The organism is Streptomyces sp. NPDC085931, assembly GCF_044540565.1.
Taxonomy (GTDB): domain Bacteria; phylum Actinomycetota; class Actinomycetes; order Streptomycetales; family Streptomycetaceae; genus Streptomyces.
Genome location: NZ_JBITSK010000003.1, coordinates 489,114 through 507,610 on the forward strand (window position 1 = coordinate 489,114; position 18,497 = coordinate 507,610).

The window sequence follows — 18,497 nt, forward strand, 5'->3', positions numbered from 1 at the left end:
ATGGGTTCATGACGGCAGCCGTTCCCTGGTCTCGGGGCGCGGCGCGGGCGCGGGCTCCGTGGTCCCGGGCGGGGTGTACGGGCGGGCCGCGCGGTGCGCCAGGCGGCCGCGCAGCCAGTGCCAGGTCGCGGCGGGCGGGACGAGCGCGCTGGTGACGGCCATGGTGAGCACCTCGTCGCGGGTGCGCGGCCCCGGCAGGATCCGGGCCAGGGCGAACTCGGCGGTGCCGGCCAGCCAGGCGGCCGCGCAGGCCCCGGCGAGGCGGTGCCGGCCGAGCAGCGCGCAGCCGACGGCGCTCGCCCCGGCCCCGGTGACGGCGAGGTGGACGGGCAGCCGCCCGCGCGGCGCACCGGCCCGGCGCCACCAGTGGCGGCCGTGCAGCCGGGTCATCAGGACGTCGTCGGCGTTGCCGGCCTGCAGCCGTACGGAGACCCAGCGCCCGGCGGGCCGGACGGGGTGGGTGGTGGTGCGCCGGCCCCCGGTGAGCGTCCAGCCTGCGTCGAGCATGCGCAGGGCGAGGTCCGCGTCCTCCCGGAAGGCCCGCCGGAAACGCTCGTCGAAGCCGCCGACGGCCAGGAGCGCCGCGCGGCGGTAGGCCATGTCGGCGGTGATCCAGTGGGCACCGGCGAGTCCGGCGGTGTTGCGTTCCCAGTCGGTCGGGCGGCGGTCGCGCGGCAGGGGCACCTCGATGCGGGCGGTGATGCCGGCCGTCCGGTCCGAGGCCGCGGCCAGATCGAGGGTGAGGTCGTCGCCCCAGGTGGGCCCGGGCACGACGTCGTCGTCGAGGAACACGATCCAGGGGACGTCGCCCGCGGCGCGCCAGCCGAGGTTGCGTGCGGCGGCCGGTCCGCGCGCCCCGCCCGGTACGACGACGGTGCGGGTGCGCAGCGCCGGCGGCACGTCGGCGGTGAGGGCGGTCCTGGCCGGCTCGGGCCGGTCGTCGACCAGGACCACGCGGACCGGTCCGGGTCCGGTCGCCTCGGCCAGGGCGTGCAGGCAGGCGCGCAGGCTGGGCCGGCCGAGGGTCGGGATCACGACGGCGTACTCGGCGTCGCGCGCCGGGCTGCCCGGGGCGGTCATCGGGGGCCTCCCGCGGCGTCGGAGCGCAGACCGTCGGCCCCGCCGGTGCGGAACAGGTCGCTGCGGCGGATGGCGTACGGGCCGATGGCCAGCAGGTCGACGGGTGAGGAGCCGAAGCACTCCAGGGCGTCGCGCGGGTCGTCGACCATGGGCCGCCCGGCCGTGTTGAGGCTGGTGTTGACCACCACGGGCAGTCCCGTGAGCCGCTCGAACGCGCCGAGCATGCGGGCCACCAGGGGTTCGCGGCCCGGGTCGACGGTCTGGATGCGGGCGGTGCCGTCGACGTGCACCACGGCGGGGATGCGCTCGCGCCAGGCGGGGGCCACGTCGTGCACGAACAGCATGTACGGGCTGGGCAGCGGGCCGTCGAAGATACCGGCGGCGCGGTCGGCGAGGACCATGGGCGCGACGGGCCGGAACTGCTCGCGTCCCTTGACGTCGTTGAGCCGCTCCAGGTTGCCCGCGTGCCCGGGGTGGGCCAGCAGCGAGCGGTGGCCGAGGGCGCGCGGGCCGTACTCGGAACGGCCCTGGAACCAGGCGACGATCGCGTTGTCCGCGAGGGCCCGGGCGACGGTCTCGGCGATGTCCGGGGGCCGTTCGAAGGGAACGGCCGCGGTTTTCAGCCAGGCGCCGAGTTCGGCGTCGGACCAGTCCCGGCCGAGGTCGGCGCCGGTCATGGGTTCCGGCTGGTCGCCCTCCGCCGCGGACAGCAGCAGGGCGCCGCCCAGGGCGGTGCCGGCGTCGCCCGCGGCGGGCTGCACCCACACCCGGGAGAACGGGCCCTCGCGGGCGATGCGGGAGTTGGCGACGCAGTTCAGGGCGACGCCGCCGGCGAGGGTCAGCACGCTGTCGCGGGTGCGTCCGTGCAGCCAGCGCACCAGGTCGAGCAGGGTCTCCTCCAGTACGGCCTGGGCGCTGGCGGCGACGTCGGCGTGGTCCTGCGTCCAGGGTTCGTCGGCCCCGCGCGGCGCGCACAGCTCGTGCCAGGGCACGGCGGTGGCGTGGAAGCCGCCGTCGCCGGTGGGGTACACGTGGCGGCGCAGTTCGGTGAGCATGCGCGGGGTGCCGTGGGAGGCGAGGGCCATCACCTTGAACTCGTCGGAGGAGCGCAGGAAGCCCAGGTGGGCGGTGAGTTCCTCGTAGACGAGGCCGAGTGAGTGCGGCAGGTCCTGGGTGTGCAGCGCCTCCAGCCGGTCCCCGACGCGGCGGGCCGCCAGGTGGGAGGCGCGTTCGCCGCGGCCGTCCAGGACCAGTACGGAGGAGTCGCCGGCGTCCGGTGCGGCGAAGGCGCCGGAGGCGGCGTGGGCCATGTGGTGCGGCACGAACCGGACCAGGGCCGGGTCGAGGCCGGGCAGGGTCGTCGCCAGGAAGCCGGGCGCCTCCCGGGCGTAGGTGAGCCGCAGGTGGTCCCACGGGTCGTCCAGGCCCATGGCGTCGGCGGGCCGGGCGAGCGCCGGGTCGAAGGAGTAGGTGACCGCGTCGAGGTCCTGCGGTCGCAGCCCGGCCCGCTTCAGGCACCAGGCGGCGGCCTGCTCGGGCAGTTCCCAGGCGGAGAAGGGCAGCGGCCGCTTGCCGTGCTTGCGGCGGGAGAACCGCTCCTCCTCGGCGGCGGCGACGGTCCGGCCGTCGACGACGAGGGCGGCGGCGGGGTCGTGGAAGAGGGCGTTGATTCCGAGGATGCGCATGGGATGGAGGGCCTTTCGGCGGTGCGGACGGGACCGGGCGAGGCGCTGCGCGCGGGGCCGGGGCGGGTCAGTCGCCGGTCCCGTCCTCGCGGAACCAGGCGATCGTGCGCCGCAGCCCTTCCTCGGCGCGCACCCGCGGTTCCCAGCCGAGCTTGTCGCGGGCCAGGGTGATGTCCGGGCAGCGCACCGCCGGGTCGTCCACCGGGCGTTCGATGAAGCGGATGTCCGAGGGGGAGCCGGCGAGTTCGACGACCAGGCGGGCCAGGTCGAGCATGGTGATCTCCGCCGGGTTGCCGATGTTGACCGGTCCGCGCATGCCGTGGGCGGCCGCGGCGAGGATGCCGCGGACGGTGTCGTCGACGTAGCACAGCGACCGGGTCTGGCGGCCGTCGCCGGTGACGGTGAGGGGTTCGCCGTCCAGGGCCTGCCGTACGAAGGTCGGCACGGCGCGTCCGTCGTGGCCGCGCATCCGGGGGCCGTAGGTGTTGAACAGCCGCACGATGCAGGTGTCGGTGCCGTGGGTCTCGGCGTGGGCGGTGGTCAGGGCCTCGCCGAAGCGCTTGGCCTCGTCGTAGACGCTGCGCGGCCCGACCGGGTTGACGTTGCCCCAGTAGCGCTCGTCCTGGGGGTTCTGCTGCGGGTCGCCGTAGACCTCCGAGGTGGAGGCCAGGACGAAGCGGGCCCGGGCGGAGTGCGCGAGTTCCAGGGCGTTGCGGGTGCCGAGGCTGCCCGTCTCCATGGTGTGCAGCGGCAGGCGCAGGTAGTCCGCCGGGGAGGCCGGGGAGGCGAAGTGCAGGACGAGGTCCGGCGGACGCTTGATCCGCAGTCCCTCGGCGACGTTGGCCTGCACGAGCGTGAAGCCGGGCCGCTCCAGCAGCGGCGCGATGTTCTCCGGGCGGCCGGTGCTGAAGTCGTCCACGCAGGTGACGGCCGCGCCCGCGTCCAGCAGGGCGGTGCACAGATGGGAGCCGACGAACCCGGCGCCGCCGGTGACGACGGCGTGCTCCCAGCTCCGTGAGAAGTCGGTGGTCATATCGGTCTCTCCTCCGTCAGCGGCGTCACGGCACGGCACGACGGTGGTGGAGAATCCCGGGCCGCCGAAGGTGGCCGGAGGCCGTCGAGCCCACGCTCAGCGTCCGCCGACGCGGGGGGCGGGGCACGGTCGCCTACGGCAAACCGGTGAGTCACGCAGGGTGAGCGACCGGGCCGAGGGGGTGCGCGAGGGGGATGCCCGCAGGTCAGGCGATGAGGGTGCGGCCGGGGTTCAGGCGGGCGAGGAGCTGGTGGTGGTGCAGTTCCGCGACGGGGGCGAGCAGGTCGGGGTGGCGCAGCAGCGCGGCGGCGCTCCGGTCGCCGGCGTCGGGCGCGACGAGCCGGCGGAACGCGGCCGGCGATCCGGTGCCGTGACCGCTGCCGGCGAGCGCCGCCACGGCCCGGGCGGCCAGCTCCGGGTCGGCGAGCAGGACGGCCGCCCAGCTCGCCACGACCTCGTCCACCCAGGTGCGCCAGGCGTGCGCCTCCTCGTCGTCGCCGGCCGGGGCCGCGTCGGCGCCGGTGACCCAGTCGAGCCGCGCGGATCCGCCGGGCCCGGTCAGTTCCAGCAGGGCGGCGTCCGTCTCCGTGGGGTAGCGCAGCCACGCCGCCACCGTCACGGCCTGCCGGGCCTGCACCTCGCACAGGGCGGCGGCCAGCGCGCCGCCGGTGGCGGGGAAGGCACGGGTGAGCCACTGGGCGGTGGCCGCTATGACCGGGGAGAGATCTGCGCGCACTGCCGGACCGTCCGGGGGAAGGGGGCGGGGACTGGTCGTAGACGGTAACCGCCCGTCGTCACACCCGGACGTGACCGGGACCTCGTCCCCGACGTGGCCTCGGTCACGTCCCGGCTGGGACCGAACCCCGGGCACCTGCCGCCGGACCCCCGCGGACGCCCCGGGCGGTGGGGCGTGCGCTGCCCCGGGTCACCGTCGCTGCCGCGATGGCGCGGGAGCCGTTTCGTGGTCGGGACGGGCGGGCACCCGGGCCGCGTGTCGCGTCGAGGGTGCAAACGGGCCGGGACGGCCCGCGTGGCGGCGTTGCGGTCGCCGGCGCGTGCCCTGCGCTTCGACGGCTGGATCGCCGGGATCGGCACGGCCTCCGGCACCCGTGTCGTGCTGGGGCACTGGCCGGTCTCGCCGTTCGGCCCGTTCAGCGACCTGATGGTCGAGGAGCCCGACGGGCACCGCCTGCTGCTGGCGCCGTCGCGGGAGACGGCGGACTTCGTCTCCGGCATCTACCTCTTCGACGAGGTACGGGTCGTACCCGTCCGGGTGCGCATCACCGGCCGCCGCCACTGGGCGGTCTCCGCCCCACCGCTCGACCTGCGGTTCAGCACCGGGCCGAGGACCTGGCCCGGTCGCGCGCTGCGGGCCGTGCCCGGCCGGCTGGCCACCAGTCCGGGGTGGCTCGCGCTGTGGGACCGTCCCGCCCGGCTGCTGCTCGGCGCCGGCACGCACGGCAGTGTGCGGTCCGGCCGGCACCAGTGGTACGGCGCCCGCGACCTGCATCCGGTCACCTCGGCCACGGTCACCCGCGAGGGCCGCGGTCTCGGCGCCCTCGCCCTCGTCGAGCCCCCCGTGCGGTTCGGCTCCGGCTCCACCCCGCGCCGGCCCTGCCTCGTCCGCGTCACCACCCGCGTCACCACCCGCGTGGCCCTCGCGGAGGACCGGAGTACGACCGGCGCACCGTGGTGACGAACCGGCACGCGGCGAGCGGAGACCGCGGGCGTCGCGGGCGCACGGCCGGCGCCGTCCGGACCGGGCGCCGGACCCGGCGGCGGGTCACCAGAAGCGGCTGCTGAGGGCGGGCTGGTGCGCCAGTTCCACGGCGTCGCGCAGCCGCAGGGCGACGGTGATGGTGGCGCGCAGCGCGGAGGGCCGTACGGTCTGGGCCGTCTCGGTGGCCAGGACGAGCAGGCAGGCCGCCGCCTGCTCCACCACGGACAGCGGCAGGACGAAGTCGCTGTCGGCGGCCGCGCGGAACGCCTTCAGGGGGACGGCGGCCCCGTCGATGGCCCGGTGCGCGGCCTGCTCCAGGTGCTGTGCGGCCTCCTCGCACACCGGCGCGGGCAGGGCGATGGTGCGCTGGAACGGTGATGTCGTCATGACCCGACTGCTCCCCCGGCGGCGGCCGGTTCTGTCGGCCCGGGACGGTATTTCACCGTCCCGCGTGACGCGGGGGCCGGGTGCCACGGGGCGTGGCCGTAGCCTGAGGGCCGATCGTGCGCGGCGTGGAGAGGAAGACCGTATGACCGCCCGTCCGGATGTCGTGGCCCGGCTCACCGGGCGGTCGGTGCGCGGGGAGAAGCCGCTGTCCGGGGCCCTCACCGAGGTCACGCTCGACGACGGGCGGGTCGTGGTCGTCAAGCGGTGCGAGGGACCGGGCGCGGCGCGGGCCGAGGCGGCCGGGCTGCGGTGGCTGGCCGGGGCCGGAACCGTGCGGGTGCCGGTCGTCCACGGCGACGAGGGGGCCTGGCTGGTCCTCGACCGGGTGGCGCGGGGACGGCCGAGCCGGGAGGCGGCGGTGCGGTTCGGGCGGGACCTGGCCGCACTGCACGCCGCCGGGGCGCCCGCCTTCGGGGCACCGCCGCCGGGCGGCCCGGCGGACGCGTCCATCGGGCTCGCCCCGATGCGCAACGAGCCCGGCACGGACTGGCCGGGCTGGTTCGCCGCGCAGCGCGTGCTGCCGTATCTGCGGCGGGCGGTCGACCGGGGCACCGTGCGGCCGGGCGAGGCGGCCGTCGTGGAACGGCTGTGCGAGCGCTTGCCGGAACTGGCCGGCCCGCCCGAGCCGCCCGCCCGGCTGCACGGCGACCTGTGGAGCGGCAACGTGCTGTGGGCGGCGGACGGGGACGTGCGGCTCATCGACCCGGCCGCGCACGGCGGGCACCGCGAGACCGACCTGGCGATGCTGCGCCTGTTCGGCTGCCCCCACCTGGAGGCGGTGCTGGACGGCTACCAGGAGGTGGCCCCGCTCGCCGACGGCTGGCCACGGCGCGTCGGCGTGCACCAGCTGTTCCCGCTGCTGGTGCACGCCGTGCTGTTCGGCCGGGGCTACGCCGAGCAGGCCCTGTCCGTGGCCCGCTCGGCGCTGACGGGCTGACCGGTCAGCGCGTCACCACGTGGCGCTCGTCGGGGACGCAGTGGGTCATGGTGAGGCCTTCCACGTCGCGCGGCGGGTTCTTGCCCAGGTTGGCCAGACGCTCCCGGTCCTCGTCCGTCAGGTCCTGGCTCGCCAGCGGCTCCAGGCCGGCCACGTCCTCGGGGCCGATGCCGAGGCCCTCGCCCACCCGCAGGCCGAGGTCGTTCTCGACGAGCAGGAAGTGCCAGACCATGCGCTCCTGGATGGCCCGGTCGCACTGGGACAGCTGACCGATGAAGTTCTTCACCAGGTCGTCGCGCTCCCAGTCCTCCATCAGCAGGTAGCGCTGACCGGCCTGGAGGTAGTCGTTGGTGCGGGGGATGCGCTTGCGGGTGAGCCGGCCGGTGATCTCGGGGCCCTGCTCGTCGTGGGTCGGGTACTCGGCCTCGCGCAGGCCGCCCCGGATCGACGGCTCGTAGTTGACCTGCGGGTTCTCCCCGCCGCCGTCCTGGTGGTAGGCCATCTGCCCGTCGCGCTGGTTGGTGCGCACCTCGGCGTTCTTCGCCTGGTTGACGGGGAGCTGGAGGTAGTTCGGGCCGACCCGGTAGCGCTGGGTGTCGCTGTAGGAGAAGGTCCGGCCGACGAGCATCTTGTCGTCGGAGAAGTCCAGGCCGTCGACGAGGACGCCGGTGCCGAAGGAGATCTGCTCGTTCTCGGCGAAGAAGTTCTCCGGCATGCGGTCGAGCACCATCCGGCCCACCGGCTTCGGCGGGAAGTCCTGCTCGGGCCAGGTCTTGGTGTCGTCCAGCGGGTCGAAGTCGAGCTCGGGGTGGTCGTGGTCGTCCATCATCTGGACGAGCAGCTCCCACTCGGGGTGGTCACCGCGGGCGACCGCCTCGTACAGGTCCTTCGTGGCGTGGCCCAGGGTGTCGGCCTGGACGTTGGCCGCATCCTCCTCGGTCATGCTGCGCACGCCCTGCTTGGGCATCCAGTGGTACTTGACGAGCTTGGTCTCGCCCTGGGCGTTGACCCACTTGTAGGTGTTCACGCCGAAGCCCTGCATGTGGCGGTAGTCGGCGGGGATGCCGCGCGGACTGAACAGGTTGACCAGCATGTGCATGGCCTCCGGCGTCTGCGACATGAAGTCGAAGATCCGGTTGGCCTGCTGCTCGAACGTGACGGGGTCCGGCTTCAGGGCGTGGATGACGTCCGGGAACTTGATGGCGTCGCGGATGAAGAAGACGCCGAGGTTGTTGCCGACCAGGTCCCAGTTGCCGTCCTCGGTGTAGAACTTCACGGCGAAACCACGCGGGTCGCGGGCGGCCTCGGAGGAGTCGCGGCCGCCGATGACGGTGGAGAAGCGGACGGCCACGTCGGTGTGTTTGCCGCGCTCCTGGAACAGCTTGGCCCGGGTGTAGCGGCTGATGGGCTCGTCGCCCCAGGTGCCGTAGGCCTCGAAGTGGCCGTAGGCGGTGACGCCGCGCGCGTGCACGACGCGCTCGGGGATGCGTTCCCGGTCGAAATGGCTGATCTTCTCCAGGAACTGGTAGTTCTCCAGCGTGGCCGGGCCGCGGGCGCCGACCGTGCGCTGGTTCTGGTTGTCGTAGACCGGATGGCCCTGGCGATTGGTGAGGACCTTGCGGTCGTCGCCCGGAGCGGGACCGGTGCCGGATACGTCCGTCATAAGCAGGGACTCCTTCGGCTCGGGGCCGGCGGCCGACCGGGTCGGCGCCGCGAGCGACCGCCCGGCCGGTCATGGCGGAACGCCCGGGTACCCGCGGAAGGGGATCACTCACCCGAGCCGGGCCGGGACTCCGGTCGGGAACCGGAAACCGCGACGCACGAACCCGCGGGCCCGGTGTCCGGGTCCGGACCGGCCACGCCCCTGTCCGGCGGGCCGACACGGCCCGGCCCCGCCGTCCGCCGGAGTCCGTCGCCGCCCTCGGCCCCGACGGCCGGGTCCGGCCCGGCACCGAGCGGCACCTCGCCTGCGCGCCGACGGACGCGTCGCCGCGGCCCTTCACGGCTGTCCTTCCTCCACGAACGCCCTGATCTCGTCCAGGAGGACACGGTGGTGCTCGCCGTACGCCGCCACCGCCGCGTAGACCGCGTCGACGGCCGCCCGCAGCGGGTCGGGCCCGGCGGCCGCCGGCACGGCGGGCAGCGCCAGATGCGGCTGGGACATGCGCAGGGACGGGTCCGGTGCGCCGACGGTGACGGCCAGGGCGTACGGGGCGGCACCCGGGGCCGACGGACGGCTCGGCGCGGCGGCGGGCTCCCGGCCGGGACCGACCGGTGGACCGGCCGGCGGCAGGACGAGGGCGCGGGCCGGGCCGACCACGACCGCTTCCACCTGCTGGGGGCGCGGCGCCGGATCGTCCGGGACCGCCGACGGTCCCTCGAAGGGCGGCCGCTCCGGCGGGACGGCCCTGCCGACGGTCCGGTCCGGGACTCGGGGGTCGCGGGCCAGGGTCTCCGACAGGCGGGCGTCGTCGTCGAAGGGCGGGGGCAGCGGACGGCCGTCCGCCAGGGCCGTCAGCCCGTCGGCGACCCAGTCGAGACCGGCCAGCCCCGCCGCCTCGCACGCCCGGCGCGCCGCGCGCAGGGCCACCGCGCGCTGGACGGCGGGCCCCGCCGCGTCGAGGGCCATCACGAGGGCGGGGTCGAAGTCGCGCAGACCGCGCACGGCGCCGCCGAGCTCGCGCAGGGCCGGGCTCGGTGTGTGCCCGCCCCACTCCCACCGTTCGACAGCGAGCCGCTGTTCCCGTTCCGCCGTCTCCTGGGCGAGCCGTGCCCGGCGCTCGGCCTCGGCGCGTTCGGCCGGGGTGGGCGGGGGCGGCTGGTCGCGGGCGACGGAGTGCCAGTGGGCGGCGAGGTCCGAGGTCTGCCTCAGGACACGGTCCGGCTCGGGCGGCGCGGGCCAGAACTGGAGCAGGTAGCGGTCCAGCCTCGGCTCCTCCTCCAGCCGGGTGTCCTGCCGGTGCGCCCGGTCCATTCCCTGGGCGCAGTACCGCACCCGGTGATCGGTCTCCGCCAGGTCGAGCGGCCACGAGGCCTGCCCCGCCCACTCCACCAGCGAGCTGTCCGGCGAGACGGGCCGGAAGGACACCTCCACCACGTCCTCCCAGGCCGAATCCAGCGGCGGTGCCTGGTCGTGGACCTCGACGGTGAAGCCGACGTCCCCGGTGTGCAGCCCGGTGCGCAGCCACAACGCGCCCGGGACCGCCGCCCCGCACAGCCCCGAGGACTGGCCGGCGAACGCCTCCCCGAGACCCGGTCCGAAGTCGTCCGGGTCGCTCTCCACGTAGATCTGGCCGTAGTGCACGAAGACTTCCCCCTCGACCGGCCTGCGCACGATCGGCTCCTCCCGGGTTCGCGGACGCCATGGTGACGCCTGCTTGACTGCGGCATCGTGGCATCCGCCACTGACACTCGGATCGCGAACCACGGGGAGGAGAGGGCGTGCGGCACGTCTACTGGATCGGGGGCGGCAGCGGCGCGGGCAAGTCCACGGTCGCCCGTCGCCTCGCCGGCCGGTACGGCTGGCGTCTGTACTCGACCGACGACGCCATGGCGGACCACGCGCGCCGCGCCGGCGCCGCGGAGGCTCCCCTGCTGCACGCGTTCCTGGCCATGGACATGGACGAGCGGTGGGTGCGCCGCTCCCCCGAGGAGATGCTGGAGACGTTCCACTGGTTCCGGGGCGAGGGGTTCGGCCTGATCGTGGAGGACCTGCTGCGCATGCCGCGCGAGCCGTGCGTCGTCGTGGAGGGGTTCCGCCTGCTGCCGCACCTGGTGCGACCGCTGCTCCCGGCGCCGGGGCACGCGGTCTGGCTGCTTCCGACACCGGCCTTCCGCCGGACCGTGTTCCGGAGCCGGGCGGCGACCGGGCAGAGCTTCCTGCAGCGCACCGGCGATCCGCGGCGGGCGGAGGACAACCTCGCCGCGCGGGACGATCTGTTCACGCTGCGGCTGCGCGAGAAGACGGCGCGGCTCGAGCTGCCCTCCCTCACCGTCGACGGCACGCTGACCGAGGACGCGCTCACCGAGCGGGTCGCCGCCGTGTTCGGGCGGTGATCCGGTACAGCCCCCGCCGGGCTCCCCGTACAACCCCCGCCGGGCATGAGGTGTCTTCTCCTGCGTGGGGACCGACCCCTCCAACTCGTTCCAACGGGGGAACACATGAGCCTGACCCGCAAGCCGGCCCGCCGCGGTGCGACCGCGGCCCTCACCCTCACCTTGGCGGCCGCGCTGGGCGCCGCCGGCGCCGGTGCGTCGAGCGCCGGCACCACCGCGCCGCAGACCCGGCAGATCGCCTCGTCCACCCTCGGATCCGACTACAGGATCACGCTCACCGCGCTGCGTTCCCCGCAGGACGAGTACGCCGCCTCCGTACGACTGCAGGTCTTCACGCAGTCCGGCGGCGCGTGGAAGGAGTCGGACCGGGTGACCGTGGGCGAGGTCGACGGCTGGTTCTGGTACCCGCTCACCGGCAAGGGCGCCGTCTGCGAGTTCGCCACCGCGAGCACCGAGCCCGCCCCGGTGACGGTGAGCCTGCTGCTCACGCCGTCGCTGGGCTGCTCCGAACCGGCGCACTACACCGTGCGGGAAGGCAGGGTGTACGCCGGCTGAGCCGCCCCGGCACGCAAAGCGGCCCGGACCCCGGCGGGGTCCGGGCCGCTCGCGCGAGGGGCTCAGCCCTCGCCGAGGCGTGCGCGCAGCAGCTTCTTGCCCAGCTCGGCGCCCTTGCGGCTGTCCGCCTGCGCCTTGCGGAACAGGTCCGCGACCTCGGTGTCCTTGGCGCGCTCCGCGTCCTGGATGTAGCCCTCCAGGCGCAGGGCGTTGCTCAGGCACGCCTCGACGTACCAGATCAGGTTGTAGTCCTTGTCCTGCGTACCGGTGGCGCCACCGGTCTCCGTCTCGCTGGTCATTCGGACCTCCTTCTCCGTGGAGCGACCTCTACGGCGCCGGACGGGTACCCGGCCTCCGGCGGGACACACGGCCCGTGGTCACCACGGGGGGTGGTTTTCCGGTCACGAACGCCCGGGCACCCCGCGCGCACCGCCGGCTCCCGTCTCGCAACGGGACGGCTCCCGTCTCCATACGGACCGGCTCCCGTCTCCGGACGTGCCCGGCAGCAGACATCCACGAAGCGCCGCGGGCGCAATTCGGCGGCGGCTCACGGGTGTTCGCGGCGAAGGCGGAGCATCGGGCGGCGCGGCGGGTGGACCGGCCGTCGCCCGGCGGACGCCCCCTCCGCAGGACGGGCGGCGGCTGCCGCCGTTGATCGCCTTCGCCCGGCCGGAGATCCCGGTCCGGTTGCCCAGCTGAGGGGGCAGCGCGCGGGAGCGCGACCGGTCCCCCGTTCCGGTCGGGCCCCCGCGACGGGACGAACCTACGTCCAGGTCGGAGGCCTTGGGAACCGCGTCGATGCCCGTTGCGCGCTCAACAGGGCTCACCCGTGCACAGCTGAGTCCGGATGGCCCCGTTTCGTCCCGCCGGAACCAGGTCAGCCGGTTGCCCTGGAGGCAAACCGCTCAGGGGCGGGGGTGCAAAGGAGGCAGGTCGAGGTCGCCCAGGGCGAGGTGCGCCAGCACGACTTCGTACAGGTCGCTGCCCGCGGCCAGCAGCTGGCGCTCCAGCAGCGGTTCGGCGCTGCGGACGTGTTCGCGCACGGTCTGGGCGTGCACACCGAGGGTCTGCGCGGCCCGTTCGGCGTTGCCGCCGGCGGCGATCCAGGCGCGCAGCGTCCGGCGCGGGTTCCTGGCGTCCGAGTCCAGGCGGCCCAGCAGGTCGCGGGCCCAGGCGTGCAGGGCGGGCCCGGACAGCAGGTCGGCCAGGTGCGGTCCGGGGGCGCGGGTGCCGCTCGCGCCGGGGGCGTCGGCCAGGCCGATCTGCGTGTTGAGCGCCAGGAGGACCACGGCCCGGACGGTGAGGTCGGTGAAGTCGGTGCCGAGCAGGGTCTCAACGCGTTCCATGCGGGCGCGGACGGTGTTGCGGCTGACGCCGAGGACCTTGGCGGCGGCGACCGCGGTGAACTCCAGACCGAGGCGGCAGGTGGCCAGCAGCTCGGCGCGGGTGTGGTGCGGCAGGGTGTCCAGCGGGCGCAGCAGCCGGGCCGTCCAGGCGCGCAGCGCCGCCGGGTCCATCAGGCGTTCGGGATGGGTGCGCTCGGCGTACACGGCCGTCTTGTCGGGCCGGAAGTGCGCGACGGCGAGGGCGCTGACGGCCTGGCCGTAGGCGGTGGCGGTCCGGGCGAGGCTCTGCCGGACACTGCCGCCCAGGTAGGTGTCCCGGTGCCGTCCGACCAGCGACTTCAGGGCCTCGCCGGTGGTCTCGCGCGGACCGACGACGATGACGTGCCCGTCCATGGCCGGGCACCGTACGACCAGGGCGCTCTCCCTGGTGTGGTCGAGGCAGTCCTCGAGGATGCGCTCGCGGGCGGCGGGGTCGGACTCGACCACGTACACGCACGCGGTGTCGGCGTCGAGGAGCCCGGGCCAGAGTCCGGCGGCGACCCGGCGGGCGGCGACGGTGTCCTCGACCATCAGCAGTTGCAGGATGGCCAGGCGCAGGTCGGAGGTGGCGCGCCGGAGCCGGTGCCCGGCGGCGGTCGACTCGCGGGCCGTCAGCAGCAGCTCGATCACCTGGGCGGTGTGCGTGACCATGTCGGAGGCCCGCCGGTCGAAGGGGCCGGACCGGGAGACGGCCAGGACACAGGCGTGGGAGGGGTGCTCCACCCGGACCAGGCGCAGGTGCTGCTCGCGGTTCTCCCAGGCGGCGGAGGCGATCCGTCCGGCGGTGATGTCCGCGACGAGGTCCTCGTCGAGGGTGACCCGGGTTCCGGCGAGGAGGTTCCCGGAGGCGTCGTGCAGGGCCACCGACCCGTCCACGGCGCCGGCGAGCCACGCGACGACCCTGCCGACGTCCCGCCCGGCAGGCCGCAGGTGTTCGAGCAGTTCCCGCGCCCACGCCGGACTCGCCTCGGCCCGCGTCCGCCGCTGCCGGTTCCCGTCCTCTCGGCCAGCCACCTGCGCCGCCCCCTCCCTTCTCGCACCGCCTCCGGCGCACCGGCGGGGACGTTACCCCAGCCGCCCGCGGACGGCCGTCCGCGGGCCCGGGCACCCCTCCCTGCGTCACCGGCCCGCCCGGGCGGCTTAAGCTCGGCGGATGGCGAAGTACTACGACGTGCACCCCGACAACCCCCAGCCGCGCACCATCGGCCAGATCGCCGACAGCATCCGCGCGGACGCCCTTGTCGCCTACCCCACGGACTCCTGTTACGCACTCGGCTGCCGTCTGGGCAGCCGGGACGGCATCGACCGGATCCGCGCGATCCGCAAGCTGGACGACCGGCACCACTTCACCCTGGTGTGCCAGGACTTCGCGCAGCTCGGCCAGTTCGTGCGCATCGACAACGACGTGTTCCGCGCGATCAAGGCGTCGACGCCCGGCAGCTACACGTTCATCCTGCCGGCGACACGGGAGGTGCCGCGCATGCTGCAGCACCCCAAGAAGAAGACGGTCGGGGTGCGGATCCCCGACCACGTGGTCACCCAGGCCCTGCTCGCGGAACTCGGCGAGCCGCTGCTGTCCAGCACCCTGCTGCTGCCCGGCGAGGACGAGCCGATGACGCAGGGCTGGGAGATCAAGGACGAGCTCGACCACGTCCTGGACGCGGTGGTCGACTCCGGTGAGTGCGGCACCGAGCCGACGACGGTCATCGACTTCTCCGGCGGGGAGGCCGAGATCGTGCGGCGGGGCGCGGGCGACACCGCACGGTTCGAGTAAAGGCCGCCCCAACGGCGGTTCACGGCGGGGCCACCTGGCCGGGGGTGGGCGAAATGCCCCGGGAACGCCGTGCCACGATGACCATGATCCGCCCGGTCACGCGGACGGGTTGCCGGCCCCACCCCCGTAGAAAGGCCCCGCCATGACCGCCGTACAGGGCACCGCCGTCGACATCCCCACCGGGGACGGCACCGCCGACGCCTATCTGGCCCACCCGGCCGACGGGGCCGCCCGTCCGGCGGTCCTGGTCTTCATGGACGCCTTCGGTCTGCGCCCGCAGCTGCGGTCCATGGCGGACCGGCTGGCCGGCGAGGGGTACACGGTGCTGGTGCCCAACCTGTTCCACCGGGCCGGCCGCGCCCCGCTGTTCGACCTGCCCGAGTTCATCGATCCCGGGGCGCGGCCGGAGCTGTTCGAACGGATCACGCCGGTCATGCGGGCCCTGACGAACGACCTGGCGATGCGGGACGCCGGGGCGTATCTGCGCTGGCTGGCCGACTCGCCCCTGGCGGCCGACGGCCCGGTGGCGCTGACCGGCTACTGCATGGGCGCCCGCCTGTCGCTGCTCACCGCCGGCACCTACCCGGAGCGGGTCGCCGCCGCGGCCGGCTTCCACGGCGGACGGCTGGCGACCGACACCCCCGACAGTCCGCACCTGGTGGCCGGCGACGTCACCGCCGAGTTGTACTTCGGCCACGCCGACCAGGACCCGTCCCTGCCGCCGGAGCAGATCGAGCGTCTGGACCAGGCCCTGGCCGCGGCCGGGGTCCGCCACCGCTGCGAGGTGTACACAGGAGCGCCCCACGGCTTCACCCAGGCCGACACCGCGTCGTACCACGAGGAGGGCGACCGGCAGCACTGGGCGGCGCTGCTGGATCTGCTGAAGCGCACCTTCTGACCCCGTCCGCCGCCCGTGCGCACGGGACTCGGCGCCCTGACCGGTGGTCAGGGCTCGCTCCCGGCGCTGCCCGCGCGCGGGCCGTGCGGGACAGCGGCCTCCGCCCCGGGGGGAGTCGGCGCATGGACGGCACGAGCGCCGCCCAGGCACGGCCGCCCCGGGCACGGCCGGCCGCGTCCGGGCCCGACGCTGCGGTCGCGGACCCCGTACCGTCGTCGCGCCGTTCGCGGTGCCGGACGGCCGCGCCTTCGCGCGGGCGGTGAACACCCGCCATCGGCGGTGCCGGGACCGGTTGTTACGGTGCACCGGTGCCCGACTCCTCACGTGACACACCCGAAGGCGCCGGCTGGGGCTTGGCCGAAGTCGGCGCGTACCGGCGGCTGTTGCCGCCGAGGAGCGAGAAGATCTCCTGGCTCGATCCCCGGATGCTGTGGGCGGCCCGCAACGGTGTGCTGGCCTCCTGGTTGGGGGACCCCACCGGGCGGACCCGGAGCCGGTGGGTGGCCCAGCGCGAGGCCGCCGGGGCACCGGCGGACAAGGTGATCCGCCGCGCCGACCCGGACCGGTTCTCCTTCCTGGTCATCGGCGACACGGGCGAGGGCGACGACCCGCAGTACGCCGTCGTGCCGGGTCTGCTGACGGCCGGTGGGGACACGCGGTTCGCGGTCCTCGCGAGTGACGTGATCTACCCGGTGGGCAGCGCGGACGACTACGGCCCCAAGTTCTTCCGCCCCTACCGGGACTACCCGGCGCCGATCTACGCGATACCCGGCAACCACGACTGGTACGAGGACCTCGGCGGTTTCATGCGGGTGTTCTGCGGCGACGCCCCGCCGCTGCCGCCCGGGCCCCGGCCCCGGCCGCTGACCCGGGCCTGGTTGCGGTCGCTGCTGTGGCACCGGCCCCGCCCGGACAACGGACAACACCTCGCGGCGGCCCGGGCGTTGCGGTCCGACCCCGCCCAGCAGGCCGTCCAGCCGGGCCCCTACTGGGCGATCGACGCCGGGCCGGTGCGGATCGTCGGCATCGACACCGGCCTGCTCGGCACGCTCGACGCCGAGCAGGGCGCCTGGCTGCGCGAGGTCTCCGCCGGGCCCCGTCCGAAGATCCTGGTCACCGGCTCGCCGCTGTACGTGGACGGCCGGCACGAGCCGTGCGCCATCGAGGGCGGCGGCACCGTCGACGACATCGTGCGCGACCCGGACCACCACTACGTGGCGGCGATCGGCGGCGACATCCACAACTACCAGCGCTACCCGGTCCGGCTGCCCGACGGGCGCACCCTCCAGTACGTCGTCGCGGGCGGCGGCGGGGCGTTCATGCACGCCACCCACACCATCCCCCGCGTCGGCGTCGCCGGCGTCACCGAGGACGACTTCCGCTGCTACCCGCTGCGCGGCGACTCGCTGGCCTTCTACAGCCGGCTCTACGGCCGCCGGCTGCGGCTGCGCCGCTTCTTCACGCTCACCGAGGCGGAGGCGGCGGCCGTGATCGCCGAGCGGCTCGCCATCCGGCCCACGCGCACCCCGGGCACGCCGGCCCGGGTCACCCGGCGGGTCCGGCTGGTCGCGGGGCTGCTCGGCACCGGCCGCCGTCCCGACAGGGTCAGACGGTTCCGGCTCCCCGTGCGGAAGATCTACACGTCGTTGTTCTCGCCGGGCTCGGCGACGTACAGCCCGCCGTTCTTCAAGTGCTTCCTGCGGCTGGACGTCTCGCCGGAGTCGGTCCGGCTGCGCTGCTACGCGGCCACCGGCAACCGTGCCCAGGAGGTCGACCCACCCGTCGAGGACGAGGTGACGATCCCGCTGCGCTGACGCCGGGCGACGGGAACAGCGGGGGACGCCGCCGGGTTGGCACAGCCATATGCCATTGAACGTTCAATGATGGAGGGTCCGTGCCACCGACTCCGCGACCGCTGCGCAAGCTGGGTTTCCTGACCATCGGCCTGTTCGACGAGGCCGATCCGCGCCGGGGGCACGAGTCCACGCTGGAGATCATCGAGCTGGGCGAGCGCCTCGGCTTCGACAGCGCGTGGGTGCGCCACCGCCACCTCCAGTTCGGCATCTCCTCCCCCGTCGCCGTGCTGTCCGCCGCCGCGCAGCGCACCCGCCGTATCGAGCTCGGCACGGCGGTCATCCCGCTCGGCTGGGAGAACCCGCTGCGGCTGGCGGAGGACCTGGCCACCGTCGACCTGCTGTCCGGCGGCCGGCTCAACCCCGGCGTGAGCGTGGGCCCGCCGACGCACTTCGACCAGGTGAAGGACGCCCTCTACCCGGACACGGCCGAGGTGGAGGACTTCGACTACGGGCGGGTGCAGCGGCTGCTGGACTTCGTGCGGGGCGAGCCGGTGACGGACTTCAGCGGTGTGGAGGGCTTCGAGACCTTCTCGGACCGGGTGCAGCCGCACTCCCCCGGCCTGGCCCGCCGCATGTGGTACGGCGGCGGCAGCCTGCGCTCGGCCCGGTGGGCGGGCGAGCACGGCATGAACCTCCTCACCAGCAGCGTGGTGAAGGCCGAGGACCCCGAGGGCCCGTACGACTTCGCGGAGATCCAGCTGGCCCAGATCCGGGCCTTCCGGGCCGCCCACCCCGACGGGGAGGCCGCCCGGGTCTCGCAGGGCCTGGTGGTGATCCCCACGGACTCCGCCTCTCCCGGACAGCGCGCCCGGTACGCGGAGTACGCCGCCCGCCGCACCCCGCGCACGGTGGCACCGCAGGGCCCGGCGCGGCTGCTGTTCGCGCCGGACCTGGTGGGCACCTCGGCGGAGATCGCCGAGCGGCTGCACGCGCACGCCGCGTTCCGGGAGGTGGACGAGGTGGCGTTCGCGCTGCCGTTCACCTTCGAGCACGAGGACTACGTGCAGATCCTCACGGACATGGCGACGAAGCTCGGCCCGGCCCTGGGCCGGCGGCCCGCCGCCTGAGGCG

General features: G+C 75.0%; 17 protein-coding genes. 8 read left to right on the top strand and 9 right to left on the bottom strand.

Annotated features, from left to right (window positions below; translation table 11 throughout):
• Positions 1–6 precede the first annotated feature (6 nt).
• The 4 genes from ACIGAN_RS08150 to ACIGAN_RS08165 all read right to left on the bottom strand — a co-directional run bounded on the left by ACIGAN_RS08150 (position 7) and on the right by ACIGAN_RS08165 (position 4,534).
• Positions 7–1,080: a glycosyltransferase family 2 protein gene (locus ACIGAN_RS08150; protein ID WP_399856013.1), complete on the bottom strand. Its 1,074-nt coding sequence runs from the start codon at positions 1,078–1,080 to the stop codon at positions 7–9.
• Positions 1,077–2,765 (bottom strand): carbamoyltransferase, encoded by a 1,689-nt coding sequence (locus ACIGAN_RS08155; protein WP_399856014.1) that lies wholly within the window; start codon positions 2,763–2,765, stop codon positions 1,077–1,079. Before ACIGAN_RS08155 ends, ACIGAN_RS08150 begins: the two co-directional genes overlap by 4 nt.
• A gap of 67 nt (positions 2,766–2,832) precedes the next feature.
• Positions 2,833–3,798, bottom strand: coding sequence for an NAD-dependent epimerase/dehydratase family protein (locus tag ACIGAN_RS08160; RefSeq protein WP_399856016.1), 966 nt, complete (start codon positions 3,796–3,798; stop codon positions 2,833–2,835).
• 205 nt (positions 3,799–4,003) lie between these two features.
• On the bottom strand, positions 4,004–4,534 hold the full coding sequence (locus tag ACIGAN_RS08165) for a hypothetical protein (RefSeq protein ID WP_399856018.1): 531 nt from the start codon (positions 4,532–4,534) through the stop codon (positions 4,004–4,006).
• A 294-nt stretch (positions 4,535–4,828) separates the two neighbouring features.
• Here ACIGAN_RS08165 and ACIGAN_RS08170 point away from each other — a divergent pair, with 294 nt between their 5' ends.
• Positions 4,829–5,494: a hypothetical protein gene (locus tag ACIGAN_RS08170; RefSeq protein WP_399856019.1), complete on the top strand. Its 666-nt coding sequence runs from the start codon at positions 4,829–4,831 to the stop codon at positions 5,492–5,494.
• A gap of 87 nt (positions 5,495–5,581) precedes the next feature.
• On the opposite strand, the gene ACIGAN_RS08175 is transcribed toward ACIGAN_RS08170, so the two are convergent.
• On the bottom strand, positions 5,582–5,905 hold the full coding sequence (locus ACIGAN_RS08175; protein ID WP_365096264.1) for a hypothetical protein: 324 nt from the start codon (positions 5,903–5,905) through the stop codon (positions 5,582–5,584).
• 142 nt (positions 5,906–6,047) lie between these two features.
• On the opposite strand from ACIGAN_RS08175, the gene ACIGAN_RS08180 reads away from it, so the two are divergent.
• Entirely contained in the window at positions 6,048–6,902 is an 855-nt protein-coding gene (locus ACIGAN_RS08180; protein WP_399856022.1) for a fructosamine kinase family protein, read from the top strand.
• Positions 6,903–6,906: 4 nt separating this feature from the next.
• Here ACIGAN_RS08180 and ACIGAN_RS08185 read toward each other — a convergent pair whose 3' ends face one another.
• Both ACIGAN_RS08185 and ACIGAN_RS08190 read right to left on the bottom strand, forming a co-directional pair.
• Positions 6,907–8,565 carry a catalase gene (locus tag ACIGAN_RS08185; protein ID WP_399856024.1) on the bottom strand — a complete coding sequence of 553 codons (1,659 nt, stop codon included), beginning with the start codon at positions 8,563–8,565 and terminating at the stop codon, positions 6,907–6,909.
• Positions 8,566–8,901: 336 nt separating this feature from the next.
• Positions 8,902–10,236, bottom strand: a complete 1,335-nt coding sequence (locus ACIGAN_RS08190; RefSeq protein WP_399856026.1) for a hypothetical protein — start codon at positions 10,234–10,236, stop codon at positions 8,902–8,904.
• Between the two features lie 107 nt (positions 10,237–10,343).
• Between ACIGAN_RS08190 and ACIGAN_RS08195 the strand changes: the two genes are divergently transcribed.
• Both ACIGAN_RS08195 and ACIGAN_RS08200 read left to right on the top strand, forming a co-directional pair.
• Positions 10,344–10,958, top strand: coding sequence for a hypothetical protein (locus tag ACIGAN_RS08195; protein ID WP_399856028.1), 615 nt, complete (start codon positions 10,344–10,346; stop codon positions 10,956–10,958).
• Positions 10,959–11,063: 105 nt separating this feature from the next.
• Positions 11,064–11,513: a hypothetical protein gene (locus tag ACIGAN_RS08200; RefSeq protein ID WP_399856029.1), complete on the top strand. Its 450-nt coding sequence runs from the start codon at positions 11,064–11,066 to the stop codon at positions 11,511–11,513.
• 62 nt (positions 11,514–11,575) lie between these two features.
• On the opposite strand, the gene ACIGAN_RS08205 is transcribed toward ACIGAN_RS08200, so the two are convergent.
• Both ACIGAN_RS08205 and ACIGAN_RS08210 read right to left on the bottom strand, forming a co-directional pair.
• Positions 11,576–11,812 carry a hypothetical protein gene (locus tag ACIGAN_RS08205; protein ID WP_365743661.1) on the bottom strand — a complete coding sequence of 79 codons (237 nt, stop codon included), beginning with the start codon at positions 11,810–11,812 and terminating at the stop codon, positions 11,576–11,578.
• A gap of 606 nt (positions 11,813–12,418) precedes the next feature.
• The gene (locus ACIGAN_RS08210) at positions 12,419–13,912 is read right to left on the bottom strand and encodes a helix-turn-helix domain-containing protein (protein WP_399856031.1); all 1,494 of its coding nucleotides are present in this window, start codon (positions 13,910–13,912) and stop codon (positions 12,419–12,421) included.
• Between the two features lie 139 nt (positions 13,913–14,051).
• Here ACIGAN_RS08210 and ACIGAN_RS08215 point away from each other — a divergent pair, with 139 nt between their 5' ends.
• From ACIGAN_RS08215 to ACIGAN_RS08230, 4 genes are all read left to right on the top strand, one after another.
• Positions 14,052–14,672 (top strand): L-threonylcarbamoyladenylate synthase, encoded by a 621-nt coding sequence (locus ACIGAN_RS08215; protein ID WP_365096244.1) that lies wholly within the window; start codon positions 14,052–14,054, stop codon positions 14,670–14,672.
• 142 nt (positions 14,673–14,814) lie between these two features.
• Positions 14,815–15,570, top strand: a complete 756-nt coding sequence (locus tag ACIGAN_RS08220) for a dienelactone hydrolase family protein (RefSeq protein ID WP_399856033.1) — start codon at positions 14,815–14,817, stop codon at positions 15,568–15,570.
• Positions 15,571–15,878: 308 nt separating this feature from the next.
• Positions 15,879–17,384, top strand: a complete 1,506-nt coding sequence (locus tag ACIGAN_RS08225) for a metallophosphoesterase family protein (RefSeq protein WP_399856036.1) — start codon at positions 15,879–15,881, stop codon at positions 17,382–17,384.
• Positions 17,385–17,464: 80 nt separating this feature from the next.
• Positions 17,465–18,493 (top strand): LLM class flavin-dependent oxidoreductase, encoded by a 1,029-nt coding sequence (locus tag ACIGAN_RS08230; protein ID WP_399856038.1) that lies wholly within the window; start codon positions 17,465–17,467, stop codon positions 18,491–18,493.
• The last annotated feature ends 4 nt before the right edge of the window (positions 18,494–18,497 follow it).

Bases quoted from the DNA above. Each gene is read 5' to 3' on its own strand.
- ACIGAN_RS08150 (WP_399856013.1), bottom strand. From the start codon at position 1,080: ATGACCGCCCCGGGCAGCCCGGCGCGCGACGCCGAGTACGCCGTCGTG.
- ACIGAN_RS08155 (WP_399856014.1), bottom strand. From the start codon at position 2,765: ATGCGCATCCTCGGAATCAACGCCCTCTTCCACGACCCCGCCGCCGCC.
- ACIGAN_RS08160 (WP_399856016.1), bottom strand. From the start codon at position 3,798: ATGACCACCGACTTCTCACGGAGCTGGGAGCACGCCGTCGTCACCGGC.
- ACIGAN_RS08175 (WP_365096264.1), bottom strand. From the start codon at position 5,905: ATGACGACATCACCGTTCCAGCGCACCATCGCCCTGCCCGCGCCGGTG.
- ACIGAN_RS08180 (WP_399856022.1), top strand. From the start codon at position 6,048: ATGACCGCCCGTCCGGATGTCGTGGCCCGGCTCACCGGGCGGTCGGTG.
- ACIGAN_RS08185 (WP_399856024.1), bottom strand. From the start codon at position 8,565: ATGACGGACGTATCCGGCACCGGTCCCGCTCCGGGCGACGACCGCAAG.
- ACIGAN_RS08200 (WP_399856029.1), top strand. From the start codon at position 11,064: ATGAGCCTGACCCGCAAGCCGGCCCGCCGCGGTGCGACCGCGGCCCTC.
- ACIGAN_RS08205 (WP_365743661.1), bottom strand. From the start codon at position 11,812: ATGACCAGCGAGACGGAGACCGGTGGCGCCACCGGTACGCAGGACAAG.
- ACIGAN_RS08215 (WP_365096244.1), top strand. From the start codon at position 14,052: ATGGCGAAGTACTACGACGTGCACCCCGACAACCCCCAGCCGCGCACC.
- ACIGAN_RS08220 (WP_399856033.1), top strand. From the start codon at position 14,815: ATGACCGCCGTACAGGGCACCGCCGTCGACATCCCCACCGGGGACGGC.